We start from the raw sequence: 12945 nt of genomic DNA, 5'->3' as shown, positions 1-12945 counted from the left end.
CCGTACGGGGGACGGGAATGACGATCTGAACCGAGGTGTACGCCATGGTGGCCCCGCCGGACAACGACGTGATCTGGGCGCGTTCCCTGCAGCACTCCCACAACGGCTCACCCGCGCTCGGCGGTGTCTCCATGGGCGTCCACGACGGCGAGATCCTCGCCGTGACCGGCCCCAGAGGCAGCGGCAAGACCACCCTGCTGCACTGCCTGTCCGGTCAACTGGTGCCCCAGCAGGGCGAAGTGTGGTTCAACAGCGTCCCCGTCCACACCATGGGCCCCCGGATGCGCGAACGGCTGCGCCGCGACAGGTTCGGCTGGATCGCCCCCGAGCCCCAGCTCGTGCCGGAGCTGAACACCTGGGAGAACGTGGCCCTTCCGCTGCTGCTGCGCGGCGCCTCGCACCGGGTGGCCAAGAAGGCCGGCCTGGAATGGCTGGAGCGGCTCGACATCGGCCCGTGCGCCAAGAAGCGACCGCACACGCTGCTCCAGGGACAGCGCCAGCGGATCGCCGTGGCCCGCGCGCTGGTGGCCTCACCCGCGGTGATCTTCGCCGACGAGCCGACCGCGACCCTGCACCGCACCGACCGGACGCATGTGCTGCGCACGCTCACCAGTGCGGCCCGTTCGCACGGCATCACGGTCGTCCTGGCCACCCATGACGCGGAGGTCGCCGCCCTCGCCGACCGTACGGTCCCGCTGCTGGACGGCCGCCGCGTCGCCACCGTCGCGCTGCCCGCCGTATCCGATGCGGAGGGCCGCGCGGCGTGCTCGCTCTCCGTCTAGCCCGGGGTTCCCATCCGCTGGTCCTGATGCGGCGGCTGCTGGTCGCAGCCGCGTCCGCCGGGGTCGGCCTCCTGCTGCTGTGCGCCCTGGGCTACGCCTCGGGGCACCCGGCGCACTCCACCGGTGCCGTGGTGCGGCTGCTGTGGTGCTTCGTCCCGCTCGCCGCCACCGTGCAGTTCGCGGTCGCGGTGGCCCGTACGGACCCGGGCACCCGGCCGCGTTCCGGGCTGTCCGCCGTGGGCCTCGGGCCGGTGAAGCTCACCGTGCTCGCCGCGGTCTCCACCGCCGTCTCCTGCACCCTCGGGTCGGTGGTGGCCCTGCTGCTCTTCCTGCATCTGCGCGGCGATCTGTCCGGGCTGCCGTTCGACGGGGCCGCGGCCGGGCTGCTCGACGCGGATGCCCCGCTGCCGCTCGCGGCGGTGCTCGTGCTGCTGACCCTGGTCCCGGTGTCCGCGGCGACGGCGAGCGCGCTGGCGCTGCGCGCCCGGCCGGTCTCGACGGCCCCGGCCTCCGCGACGGTCGAGGACGACGCCTCCGCGGACGCCCTGCCGGACGACCTGGTGCCCGTGCCCGCGGCGCCCCCGGCCGGTCTGCCGTGGGGGGTGGCGCTGATCGCGGTCGGCCTCGCCGTCGAGGCGTACATGAGCCGCGGCGACGGGCGCAGCCTGCTGCCGCTCCCCGGCAGGCTCGACGCCACCCCGGCCGGAGTGCTGGCGGGGTGGACGCTGTCGGCGATCGGCCTGGCCATGGCCGGCCCCGGCCTGGCGTATCTGTGCGGGCGGCTGCTGCAGTCGGTGCGCCCCGGCGCCGTACGCCTGCTGGCCGGCCGGGTGCTGATGGACGAGGCGCGCCGGATCGGCGGGCCGCTCGGCGTGGTCTGCGCGGTGCTCTCCGCGGTGACCGCCGCCTACGCGCTGTACGGGACGGGGCCGCGCCCCTTCGGCCCGCTCACGGAACTGGGCGCGGTGCTCGTCCTCGGCTGTACGGCAGCGACGCTGCTGACCTCGGCCCTGGAGGCGAGGCAGGACCGCGCCAGGACGGTGCAGGTGCTGCGGAGGCTCGGCGCCGCGGCCCCGGCGCTGCGGGTGGCGACGGCGCTGCGCGCCGCCACCCTGCTGGTCGTCTTCGCCCCGCTGACCTGGCTGATCGCCCAGCTGGCGGCGTTGCCGCTGACGGCCTGAGGACGTCGCCACCCGGCGGCGCCCGCGCACCTCGGCCGCTACGTAGCATGACACCGTGGACATTCCGGACGAAAGCAGTCCCGTATCCGGCTCGCCGGGGCCGTCCAGCCCGGCGGGCCCGTCCCGCCCCGAGATCGAGTCGCTCGCCGCATTCGATGCGGCCGTTTCCGCCGGAACGCTGGCCGGACGCCGGATCCAGTCCGTCGACCTGACGGACCGGAGCGCCGCGCTGCTGGCCGCCGACACGACCGGCACGGTCTTCCTCGGCTGCCGGATGGCGCCCGGAGCGGCGGCGAAGGTACGGGCGGACGGCGCGATCGTCTTCCCGCCGGTGCCCGGACTGCCCTTCGATCCGTACCGGGGCCTGCTCTACTCCCCCGACGCGCTCTACGAAGGGCTGACGGACGGCGGCTACGCGGCGACGCCCGACGCCCGCGCGTACCGCTGGTTCCAGGAGACCCGGGCGAGTGGCGACGCCTTCGCGTCGATGCTGCGCGCGCTCCATGACGACGCGGTCTCCGACGCCCTGGACGAACACCTCCTCGGTGCCCGCGTCGTCGGGGTGATGGGCGGCCACGCCACGGCGCGCGGCAGCGCGCAGTACGCGGCGGCGGCCCGGCTGGGCCGGGCTCTGGCCCGGGGCGGCCTGACCGTGGTGACCGGCGGCGGGCCGGGCGCCATGGAGGCCGCGAACCTCGGGGCGTACGCGGCGCCGCACCCCGACCCGATGCTGGACAAGGCCTGCAGGATGCTGGCCTCGACCCCCTCGTTCATCCCATCCGTCACCGAGTGGGCGCTGGCCGCCTTCGCCGTGCGGGAAAGCTGGCGCGGTGGCGGCGGCTCGGTGTCGATCCCCACCTGGTTCTACGGGCACGAGCCGCCGAACCCGTTCGCCGACCACATCGCCAAGTACTTCGCCAACGCCCTGCGCGAGGACGGGCTGCTCACCCGCTCCACGGCGGGCGTGATCTTCCTGCCCGGCGCGGCCGGCACCGTACAGGAGATCTTCGACAACGCGACGCCGAACTACTACGGCTCGCGCGGCGGTCCGACCCCGATGGTGCTGGTCGGCCGCGCCCACTGGACGCGGGGGCTGCCCGCGTGGCCCCTGCTGCGCGCGCTGGCCGGCGGCCGGACGATGGAGTCCCGCATCGCACTCGTCGACACGGTGGACGAGGCGCCCGAGGCACTCGCCCGGCTGTCGGCGGACGGGTAGCCGGGGCCGGTCGCCGGCCGGCGACCGGCCGCGGCGGGTTCAGCGGGACGCGAGGCGGGCCACCAGCGCGTCGAAGAAGGCCTCCCAGCCGTCCTCGGCCGCCGCGTACTGCTCGGCCGTGAGGTTGCCCCCGCGCTGTCTGAAGACCATTTCGGTGGTCTTCCCGCCGCGGTCGGCGAGGGTGACGGTGACGGTCTCGCCCTCGATGCCGGCGGGCGCGGTGGCGTCCTTCAGCGTGAAGACCAGCCGCTCGGGCGCGACCACCTCGCGGTAGACCCCGTGGAACGGCATCTCGGTGCCCGGCACCACGATGACCAGGCTCCAGGCGCCGCCCGGCCTGACGTCCATCGACACCCGGTCGAGCGGAACCTCGGCGTCCCCGCCGTACCAGGCGGCGAAGTGCTCGGGGGTCGTCCACGCCTCGAAGACGCGCTCCGGCGGGGCGTCGAGGACCCGGGTGATGTCGATGCCCTCGCGTGCTGAACCGGTCATTGTTCCCGTCCTTCCCGGAGTCGCTCCGGATCTTCCGCATGTCCTCCCCAGCTTGCACGGACACCACCGTGCCGACCTGGCGCGAACGACCCGGTCCGGACCGCCCGGCAGTCCCGGACGGCCGGAAACGGCGGGCGCGGGCGTCGGACACGGCTCGGCCGGTCCAGTGAACGCGGGCGGGCCCTCGTCGGGCGCGAGTCCGGTCAGCGGACGGCGGGCAGGACGACGGTCTCCGCCGCGTCGAAACCGACCCCGACCGTCGCGCCCTCCTCGGGGGCGTCCCGCAACGGGTACTCCGCCTCCAGCACCGGACCGTCCTCGGGCATCAGCTGTACGGCGACATGGTTGCCCCGGAACGTACGCGTTCCCACCGTGCAGCGCAGCCCGTCGTCCGGGGCGACGATCCGGACCCCGGCCGGGCGCACCAGCAGATCGCACGCCCCCTGCGGCGAGCCCTCGGGCACCGGCACCTCGCCCCACACCGTGTCGGCGGCCGTGCCGGTCACCGTCGCCTCCACCACGTTGTCGAAGCCGAGGAACCGGGCGACGAAGGCGGACGCGGGCCGCTGCCAGACCTCCAGCGGGGTTCCCACCTGGGCGATCCGTCCGTCGCGCATCACCACCACCCGGTCGGCGAGGGCGAACGCCTCGCCCTGGTCGTGGGTGACGGCGAGCACCGTCGTACCCAACCGTCCGAAGAGCGTGCGCAGTTCGACGACGAGCCGTTCACGCAGGCCGCGGTCGAGCTGGCCGAGCGGCTCGTCCAGCATCAGCAGTTTGGGGCGCGGGGCGAGCGCCCGCGCGAGGGCGACACGCTGCTGCTCACCGCCGGACAGCGCGCCGACGGCCCGCCGCTCGGCGCCGGGCAGGCCCACCAGGTCGAGGAGTTCACCGACCCTGCTCGCCTGATCGCGTCGCGGCATCCCCCGCATCCGCAGCCCGAAGGCGACATTGGCGCCGACGTCCCGGTGCGGGAACAGCTGGTGGTCCTGGAACATCAGGCCGAGACCGCGCCGGTGCACCGGCACGCCCGCCTGGTCCGCGCCGTCCAGCAACACCCGGCCGCCGTCCGGCGGGTGCAGCCCGGCGACCACCCGCAGCAGGGTCGACTTGCCGCTGCCGCTCGGCCCCAGCACGCACACGATCTCGTGCTCGGCGACCTCCAGGTCCACCCGGTCGAGCGCGGCTCGCTCGCCGAAGCGGACCGTGGCCGATTCCAGTGTCAGCATCTCTAGAACTCCCCGGACCGGTCCGTGCGCATACGTTCGAGCAGCAGCAGCGAGAGGGCGCAGACCACCATCAGAAGGGTGCTGAGGGCCATCGCCTGGCCGTAGTTGAGCTCCCCGGCCCGCCCCAGCAGCCGGGCCACGGCGACCGGCAGCGTCGGGCGGTCGGGCCGCGCGATGAACACCGTCGCGCCGAACTCGCCGAGCGACACGGCGAACGCGAAGCCGGCCGCGACCAGCACTGCCCGTCGCACCAGCGGCAGATCGACCTCCCGCCAGGCCCGCAGGGGTGATGCGCCGAGCACCGCGGCCGCCTCCCTCAGCCGCCCGTCCACCGCGCGCAGGACCGGCAGCATGGTCCGTACGACGAAGGGCACACCGACCAGCGCCTGGGCGAGCGGCACCAGAATCCATGACGTCCGCAGATCCAGCGGTGGCTTGTCCAGGGTGATCAGGAAACCGAAGCCGACGGTGACCGCGGACACCCCGAGCGGCAGCATCAGCAGGGCGTCGAAACCGCGCACGAGCCGGCCCCCGCGCCGGGTCAGCGCCGCGGCGGCGAGCCCGCCGACTACCAGCGCGACGACCGTCGCGACGAGTGCGTACTGCAGTGAGTTCCACACCGCTTCGAGCGGCGCGACCAGGAATGTACCGCCGCCCGCGTCCACGGACCGCAGGGCTCGGTAGTAGTCGAAGCCATGGCCGCCGGGGGTGTCCAGCGAGCGCTCCACCAGCACCCCGAGCGGCAGCAGGATCAGCACCAGCACGGTCAGCAGTACGCCGCAGAGCAGCGCCCACGCTCCGGCGCCGCGCGGCCTGCGGGCGGTCTGCGCCGGGTCGACCAGTCTCAGCGCGGTCTCCCTGCGCCGTACGGTCCACGCGTGCACGGCGAGGATCGCGCCGACCGCGGCGAACTGCACCAGCGTCAGCACGGCCGCCGTCGGCAGGGCGAGCAACTGGGCCGTCTGCCGGTAGATCTCCACCTCCAGCGTGGAGTACCCCGGACCGCCGAGGATCTGTACGACCCCGAAGGAGGTGAAGGTGAAGAGGAAGACCATCAACGCGGCGGCGGCCACGGCGGGTGCGAGGGCCGGCAGGGTGACCCGCCGCCAGGCGGCGAACCGCCCGGCACCCAGCACCCGCGCGGCCTCCTCCTGCCGCGGGTCGAGTTGTGACCACAGCCCGCCCACGGTCCGTACGACCACCGCGTAGTTGAAGAAGACATGGGCGAGCAGAATCGCCCAGACGGTGGTGTCGAGGCGTACGCCCCAGAGTTCGTCGAGGAACCCGCCGCGTCCCAGCAGCGCCAGGAAGGCCGTCCCGACGACGACGGTCGGCAGGACGAACGGCACGGTGACGACCGCCCGCAGCAGCTGCTTGCCGGGGAAGTCGAAGCGGGCGAAGACATAGGCGCCGGGCAGCGCGATCAGCAGAGTCAGCGCGGTCGAGGCGAGCGCCTGCCAGGTCGTGAACCAGAGGACGTCGCGGATGTCCGGCCGGGTCAGCACTTCGGCAACCCGGCCGAACTGCCAGACACCGTCCGCCTTCAGCCCGCGGCCGACGATCGCGGTGACGGGGTAGGCGAAGAACAGCGCGAAGAACGCGACGGGCACGGCCATCAGGCCGAGCCGCACCGCACTCCCGCGCCGCGCCTTCGCGCGCGCGAAGTCCGCGTGCCCAGAGCGGGCGCGCGGCTTCTCCCCCCGCGGCCCCTCCTCGGGCGCGCCCTTCCCGCCCGCGTCCGTTCCGCGTACGGGGGTCCGCGTTACTTCACTACGAGCGAGGACCACGACTGGACCCACTGCTCACGGTTCTTGGAGATCTTGTCGGGGGCGACGGTCGCCGGCGTGTCGACCGTCGCGCCGAACTTCGTGAAGAGTTCCGGCAGTTTCGCGCTCTCGTCGACCGGGTTCACGAACATGCTGAGCGGCATGTCCTCCTGGAACCTCTTGCTGATCAGGAAGTCCAGCAGGGCCTTGCCCCCCGCCTCGTTCTTCGCACCCTTCAGCAGGCCCGCGAACTCGATCTGGCGGAAGCAGGTCCCGGTGGCGACCCCGGTCGGTGCCTCGGCCGGCTGCGGCTTCGCGTAGAGCACCTCGACGGGTGGGCTGGAGGCGTACGACACGACGAGCGGCCGGTCGGCCTTGGCCTTCTTGCCGCCCGCGGAACCGGAGAACTCCTCGTTGTACGCCTGCTCCCAGCCGTCGACGACCTTGACGCCGTTGTCCTTCAGCTTCTTCCAGTAGTCCTGGTAGCCCTTCTCGCCGTAGGTGGCGACGGTACCGAGAAGGAAACCGAGGCCGGGCGAGGAGGTCTCGGCGTTCTCGGTGACGAGGAGGTTCTTGTACGCGGGCTTCGCCAGGTCGTCGAAGGTCCGCGGCGGCGCGAGCTTCTTCTCGGCGAAGTACTCCTTGTCGTAGTTGACGCAGATGTCACCGGTGTCGATCGGGGTGACCCGGTGCTCGGCGTCGAGTCGGGTGCCGGCCGCCACCTGGTCGATGCCCTTCGCCTCGTACGGCGTGAAGAGACCGCTGTCGAGGGCGCGGGAAAGCAGGGTGTTGTCGACACCGAAGAACACATCGCCGCGCGGTGATCCCTTGGTCAGGATCTCCTGGTTGAGCGCGACACCCGCGTCGCCGCTCTTCAGCACCTTGACGGTGTAGCCGGTCTGCTCGGTGAACTCCTTCAGCACATCCTTGGAGACGTTGAAGGAGTCATGGCTGACGAGCGTCACGGTCTTCGAGCCGGAGCTCTTCGTGCCGCCGGAACCGGAGTCCGACGTATCGGAACTCCCGCATCCGGCCAGTGCCGTGACGCCGAGCGCGGCGGCGACGGCCGTCGCCGCGAGGTGCGTGGTTCTGCGCGTGGTGCTCAATGTGGATTCCTCCTGGGTTTTGGCCAGGAAGAGACGCGGCCCCGCCCGCGAAAAGCGGGCAGGGCGCAACAGCATGAGTTGATGACCGAACTTCCTACCCGGAATGACCCGGGCGAGGTTCAGAGGGTCTGCGGCCGACCTGTTCTCGGTGCCGCACTCTCAGCGCTGTGGCGCTCCCCTGTCGGAATATGAAGTTGATTTGTATGAAGTTGATTTCAGGCCCAGGTTACACGGGCCGTTCCGGCCTCAGCGCTCGGCTGCCGCCAACTGACCGCAGGCTCCGTCGATCTCCTGGCCTCGGGTGTCCCGCACGGTCACCGGCACCCCGTGTGCCGCGATCGCCTCGACGAAAGCCTTCTCGTCCTCGGGCCGCGAGGCCGTCCACTTGGACCCGGGGGTCGGGTTCAGCGGGATCAGGTTGACATGCACCCGCTTGCCCTTGAGGAGTCGGCCGAGCAGGTCACCACGCCATGCCTGGTCGTTGATGTCCCGGATCAGCGCGTACTCGATGGAGATCCGGCGGCCGGACTTCTCCGCGTACTCCCACGCGGCGTCCAGCACCTCGCGCACCTTCCACCGCGTGTTCACGGGGACGAGTGTGTCGCGCAGCTCGTCGTCCGGTGCGTGCAGCGAGACGGCGAGGCGGCACTTGAACCCCTCGTCGGCGAAGCGGAGCATCGCGGGCACCAGGCCGACGGTGGAGACGGTGATCCCGCGCTGCGAAAGCCCCAGCCCGTCCGGCTCCGGATCGGTCAGCCGACGGATCGCGCCGACCACCCGCTTGTAGTTGGCGAGCGGCTCGCCCATGCCCATGAAGACGATGTTGGAGAGGCGTGCCGGGCCTCCCGGGACCTCCCCGTCGCGCAGCGCCCGCATGCCGTCCACGATCTGGTGGACGATCTCGGCGGTCGACAGATTGCGGTCGAGACCGGCCTGCCCCGTGGCGCAGAACGGGCAGTTCATCCCGCAACCCGCCTGCGACGAGATGCACATCGTCACCCGCTCCGGGTAGCGCATCAGGACGGATTCGACGAGCGTCCCGTCATGCAGCTTCCACAGCGTCTTGCGGGTGGTGTCGTCGTCGCAGCTGATGTGGCGGACCACCGACATCAGGCCGGGGAACATCGCCTCGGCGAGCCTGTCCCGCGAAGCGGCCGGGATGTTGGTCCACTCGGCCGGATCGTGCGCATACCGAGCGAAGTAGTGCTGCGAGAGCTGCTGGGCGCGGAACGGCTTCTCGCCGATCGCGACGACGGCTTCCTTGCGCTCGGCGGGCGTGAGGTCGGCGAGGTGCCGCGGCGGCTTCTTGGCTCCGCGGGGCGCGACGAAAGTGAGTTCTCCGGGCTTAGGCATGGTTCATCCAGTGTCGCAGACAAAGCAGTGAGGGCCCGCCGCCCTGTGGACAACGGACCCTCACTCGCACATGCCCAGGTCAGGGCGGTGAACCGCCCTCAGGATCAGCCGGATCCCACGAACAGCACCAGCAGCAGCCACACCACCGGAGCGGTCGGCAGCAGCGAGTCCAGCCGGTCCATGATGCCGCCGTGCCCCGGCAGGAGCGTGCCCATGTCCTTGATGCCGAGATCCCGCTTGATCATCGACTCGCCCAGGTCGCCGAGGGTGGCGCTGGCCGCGACCGCGAGCCCCAGCAGCAGCCCCTGCCACCAGGAACCGCCGTCGATCAGGAACTGCATGCACAGCGCACCGGCGACCATCGCGAAGGCGATGGCCCCGAACAGGCCCTCGCGGGTCTTCCCGGGGCTGATGCGCGGCGCGAGCTTGTGCTTCCCGAAGCGCCAGCCCACGGCGTACGCACCCGTGTCGCTGACCACCGTCAGCAGCAGGAAGGTGAGCACCCGCTGCGGTCCGTCGTCCGCGGTCAGGAGCATGGCGACGAAGGTGGCCAGGAACGGTACGTAGAACGCGGCGAACACGCCGGCCGTGACGTCCTTGAGGTAGCCCTCCGGAGGCTGGGTCATCCGCCAGACGAGCACCGCGAGTGCCGTCAGCGCCATCGCCACCCAGGCTCCCTCGGCGCCCCGCCAGTATCCGGCCACGACCATGGCCGCACCGCCGACAGCCAGCGGGACGAGCGGCGCCTTGATGCCCTTGCGCTCCTCCAACCGGGAGGTGAGCTCCCACAGGCCCACGACGACAGCGACGGCGACCACACCGACGAAGACGGCCTTCACGATGAACAGCGAGGCGACGATGACGGCGCCGAGCCCCACACCGACCCCTATGGCGGCTCGCAGATCACGGCCCGCACGTTTCTTCTGCGGGGGCGGTGGTGCGGTGGACATGGGCTCCTGCGGCTTCTCGTCGCGGAACAGGGGGCCGCCACTCAGGCGTGCGGCCCCCTGGTCCCTGTCATCACGGTCGTCAGCGTCTCTACCTGCGTCGGGAGCGTCCGGCACGATGGGCATGGGCCGAGTCTGCTGGGCGCCGTGCACATCGTATGCAGGACCCGCCGGAGCGGCCCGCATCTCGGGCGGACCCCAGTGGCCGGCTCCCTGCGGGGCGCCCCAGGAAGAGTCGTTCATCAGACTTCGAGCAGCTCGGCTTCCTTGTGCTTGAGCAGCTCGTCGACCTGGGCGACGTACTTCGCGGTGGTGTCGTCGAGCTCCTTCTCGGCACGACGCACCTCGTCCTCGCCGGTCTCCTTGTCCTTGACCAGCTTGTCGAGCGTCTCCTTGGCCTTGCGGCGCACGGCCCGGATGGAGATCTTCGAGTCCTCCGCCTTCGTCTTCGCGACCTTGATGTAGTCGCGACGACGCTCTTCGGTGAGGTCCGGGAAGGTCACCCGGATGATATTGCCGTCGTTGCTCGGGTTGACGCCGAGGTCCGAGTCGCGGATGGCCTGCTCGATGTTGCGCAGCGCGGTCTTGTCGAACGGCGTCACGACGGCCATGCGCGGCTCGGGCACCGAGAACGAGGCGAGCTGGTTGATCGGGGTCAGCGCGCCGTAGTAGTCGGCGACGATCTTGTTGAACATCGCCGGGTGGGCACGGCCGGTACGGATCGCGGCGAAGTCCTCCTTCGCTACGACGACGGCCTTCTCCATCTTCTCCTCGGCCTCAAGGAGGGTTTCTTCGATCACCACGTGCTCCTGCGTGTCTTGAGTGGGCCCTGCGTGCTCGGGCCCGACGGGTCCTGGGTCGCGTCCTCACCTGCACGGTGTCCGACCGGCAGGCCGTTGTCCATCCTTCGGGACCTGTCCCGGGGTGTTCCCCGCAGGCCCCGGGCCCTCCCGCGGCTTCCCGGGAAGGCCCCCCGGTTCTCAGGCCCGGGTGCCCTGGTCACTCACGAGCGTGCCGATCTTCTCACCCTTGACCGCGCGGGCGATATTGCCCGTGGCGGTCAGCTCGAAGACAAGGATCGGCAGCTGGTTGTCACGGCAGAGCGTGATGGCGGTGGCGTCGGCGACCTTGAGATCGCGGGCGAGCACCTCGCTGTACTCAAGGGCGTCGAACTTCACCGCGCCGGGGTTGGTCTTCGGGTCGGAGTCGTAGACCCCGTCCACCCCGTTCTTGCCCATGAGCAGACCCTGGGCGTCGATCTCCAGGGCGCGCTGGGCGGCGGTGGTGTCGGTGGAGAAGTACGGCATCCCCATGCCGGCGCCGAAGATGACGACGCGGCCCTTCTCCAGGTGGCGCACGGCGCGCAGCGGGATGTACGGCTCCGCGACCTGCCCCATGGTGATGGCGGTCTGGACGCGGGAGTCGATGCCCTCCTTCTCCAGGAAGTCCTGGAGCGCCAGGCAGTTCATGACCGTGCCGAGCATGCCCATGTAGTCGGACCGGGCCCGGTCCATGCCGCGCTGCTGGAGCTCGGCACCGCGGAAGAAGTTGCCGCCGCCGATGACGATCGCGATTTGCGCGCCGTCGCGGACGACTGCCGCGATTTCCCGGGCGATGGCGTGTACGACGTCGGGGTCGACACCGAGACCCCCGCCGCCGGCGAACGCCTCTCCGGACAGCTTCAGCATGAAGCGTCCGGGCACCTTGCCGTCGTCGCGCTTGTGGTCACCTTTTGCGGCGTCCGCGCCCTTGTTCATGGAGATTCTCCTCGTGCACATACGAAGAAGGCCATTGCCTGTGGGTCTGGTGTCCCTCAGCGGCAATGGCCTCCTCGTCAGATCTGCGGTCGTACGGCATGTGTGCGGCCGACGACTGCACTGGACCCTATCGGGGCCCACCGTTGTTCGCGGACGGACTCAGATGCCGACCTTGATGCGCGAGAAGCGCTTCAGGGTGACACCGGCCTCGTCCAGGACCTTCTGGACGGACTTCTTGTTGTCCTTGGCGAACGCCTGCTCCAGGACGACGACTTCCTTGAAGAAGCCGTTGACGCGACCCTCGACGATCTTCGGAAGGGCGGCCTCGGGCTTGCCCTCCTCGCGAGAGGTGGCCTCGGCGACACGACGCTCGTTCTCGACCGTCTCGGCCGGGACCTCGTCGCGGTTGAGGTACTTCGGGGCGAAGGCGGCGATGTGCTGCGCGACGTCCTTGGCGGCCGTCGCGGCCGCCTCGTCCGAGGCGGTGCCCTTGTCGAGGTCGACCAGGACGCCGACCTGCGGCGGGAGGTCGGGCATCGTGCGGTGCATGTACGCAGCCACGTATCCGCCGGTGAACTGCGCGAAGCGGTCCAGGACGATCTTCTCGCCGAGGTTGGCGTTGGCCTCGTCGACGTACGCCTGGACGGTCTTGCCGGCCTCGATCTCGGAGGCGAGCAGCGCGGCCAGGTCGGCCGGGGAGGTCGCGGCGACGTGGGCGGCGAGCGTGTTGGCGACGGCCTGGAACTTCTCGCCCTTGGCGACGAAGTCCGTCTCGCACTTCAGCTCGAGCAGAACGCCGGAGGTCTTGTCCTCGGAGATGAGGGAGACGACGGCGCCGTTCTCGGCAGAACGGCCCTCGCGCTTGGCGACGCCCTTCTGGCCCTTGATACGGAGCGCCTCGACGGCCTTGTCGACGTTGCCGTCGGCCTCGTCGAGCGCCTTCTTGCAGTCCATCATGCCGGCGCCGGTCAGCTCGCGGAGCTTCTTGACGTCAGCGGCGGTGTAGTTCGCCATGAGTCTGTGTTTCTCTCTCGAAGTCTGAAAGATCTACGGGTGAACGGCGGGGGCGGTGCTTGTGGCACCTGCCCCCGCCGTCATTCAGCCGTGACAGAGGTG

12 protein-coding genes and 1 riboswitch are annotated in these 12945 nt (G+C 71.0%); of the genes, 3 read left to right on the top strand and 9 right to left on the bottom strand.

The features are described from left to right. Positions 1–44 precede the first annotated feature (44 nt). From ACIOMQ_RS38500 to ACIOMQ_RS38490, 3 genes are all read left to right on the top strand, one after another. Positions 45–782: an ATP-binding cassette domain-containing protein gene (locus tag ACIOMQ_RS38500; protein WP_362209096.1), complete on the top strand. Its 738-nt coding sequence runs from the start codon at positions 45–47 to the stop codon at positions 780–782. Then, positions 764–1963 (top strand): hypothetical protein, encoded by a 1200-nt coding sequence (locus ACIOMQ_RS38495; protein ID WP_401268963.1) that lies wholly within the window; start codon positions 764–766, stop codon positions 1961–1963. The genes ACIOMQ_RS38500 and ACIOMQ_RS38495 overlap by 19 nt, the downstream gene beginning before the upstream one ends. A 133-nt stretch (positions 1964–2096) precedes the next feature. Then, positions 2097–3179 carry an LOG family protein gene (locus ACIOMQ_RS38490; protein ID WP_402192445.1) on the top strand — a complete coding sequence of 361 codons (1083 nt, stop codon included), beginning with the start codon at positions 2097–2099 and terminating at the stop codon, positions 3177–3179. Positions 3180–3218: 39 nt separating this feature from the next. Here the strand turns inward: ACIOMQ_RS38490 and ACIOMQ_RS38485 are convergent, their stop codons facing one another. The 9 genes from ACIOMQ_RS38485 to tsf form a co-directional block, all read right to left on the bottom strand. After that, entirely contained in the window at positions 3219–3671 is a 453-nt protein-coding gene (locus tag ACIOMQ_RS38485) for an SRPBCC domain-containing protein (RefSeq protein ID WP_401268965.1), read from the bottom strand. A 203-nt stretch (positions 3672–3874) separates the two neighbouring features. After that, positions 3875–4900 carry an ABC transporter ATP-binding protein gene (locus tag ACIOMQ_RS38480; protein ID WP_402192423.1) on the bottom strand — a complete coding sequence of 342 codons (1026 nt, stop codon included), beginning with the start codon at positions 4898–4900 and terminating at the stop codon, positions 3875–3877. Between the two features lie 2 nt (positions 4901–4902). After that, positions 4903–6516, bottom strand: a complete 1614-nt coding sequence (locus ACIOMQ_RS38475; RefSeq protein ID WP_401759166.1) for an ABC transporter permease — start codon at positions 6514–6516, stop codon at positions 4903–4905. 146 nt (positions 6517–6662) lie between these two features. After that, the gene (locus ACIOMQ_RS38470; RefSeq protein ID WP_402192443.1) at positions 6663–7841 is read right to left on the bottom strand and encodes a thiamine ABC transporter substrate binding subunit; all 1179 of its coding nucleotides are present in this window, start codon (positions 7839–7841) and stop codon (positions 6663–6665) included. 4 nt (positions 7842–7845) lie between these two features. Further along, positions 7846–7962, bottom strand: a riboswitch (TPP riboswitch). A 56-nt stretch (positions 7963–8018) separates the two neighbouring features. Continuing rightward, positions 8019–9125 carry a 23S rRNA (adenine(2503)-C(2))-methyltransferase RlmN gene (rlmN, locus tag ACIOMQ_RS38465; RefSeq protein WP_402192420.1) on the bottom strand — a complete coding sequence of 369 codons (1107 nt, stop codon included), beginning with the start codon at positions 9123–9125 and terminating at the stop codon, positions 8019–8021. Positions 9126–9229: 104 nt separating this feature from the next. Further along, the gene (locus tag ACIOMQ_RS38460) at positions 9230–10315 is read right to left on the bottom strand and encodes a phosphatidate cytidylyltransferase (RefSeq protein WP_362209112.1); all 1086 of its coding nucleotides are present in this window, start codon (positions 10313–10315) and stop codon (positions 9230–9232) included. Beyond that, positions 10315–10872 carry a ribosome recycling factor gene (frr, locus tag ACIOMQ_RS38455; RefSeq protein WP_362209115.1) on the bottom strand — a complete coding sequence of 186 codons (558 nt, stop codon included), beginning with the start codon at positions 10870–10872 and terminating at the stop codon, positions 10315–10317. The genes ACIOMQ_RS38460 and frr overlap by 1 nt, the downstream gene beginning before the upstream one ends. A 180-nt stretch (positions 10873–11052) precedes the next feature. Then, positions 11053–11829, bottom strand: coding sequence for a UMP kinase (pyrH, locus tag ACIOMQ_RS38450; RefSeq protein ID WP_362209118.1), 777 nt, complete (start codon positions 11827–11829; stop codon positions 11053–11055). A 159-nt stretch (positions 11830–11988) separates the two neighbouring features. Then, a complete protein-coding gene (tsf, locus tag ACIOMQ_RS38445) occupies positions 11989–12843 on the bottom strand; it encodes a translation elongation factor Ts (RefSeq protein WP_362209121.1) in 855 nt (284 codons plus the stop codon). Positions 12844–12945: the final 102 nt, after the last annotated feature.

It is taken from the genome of Streptomyces sp. NPDC087845 (assembly GCF_044742755.1).
GTDB lineage: Bacteria > Actinomycetota > Actinomycetes > Streptomycetales > Streptomycetaceae > Streptomyces.
The sequence above is the reverse complement of the archived record's forward strand: the minus strand, read 5'-3'. Positions and strand labels throughout refer to the sequence as shown.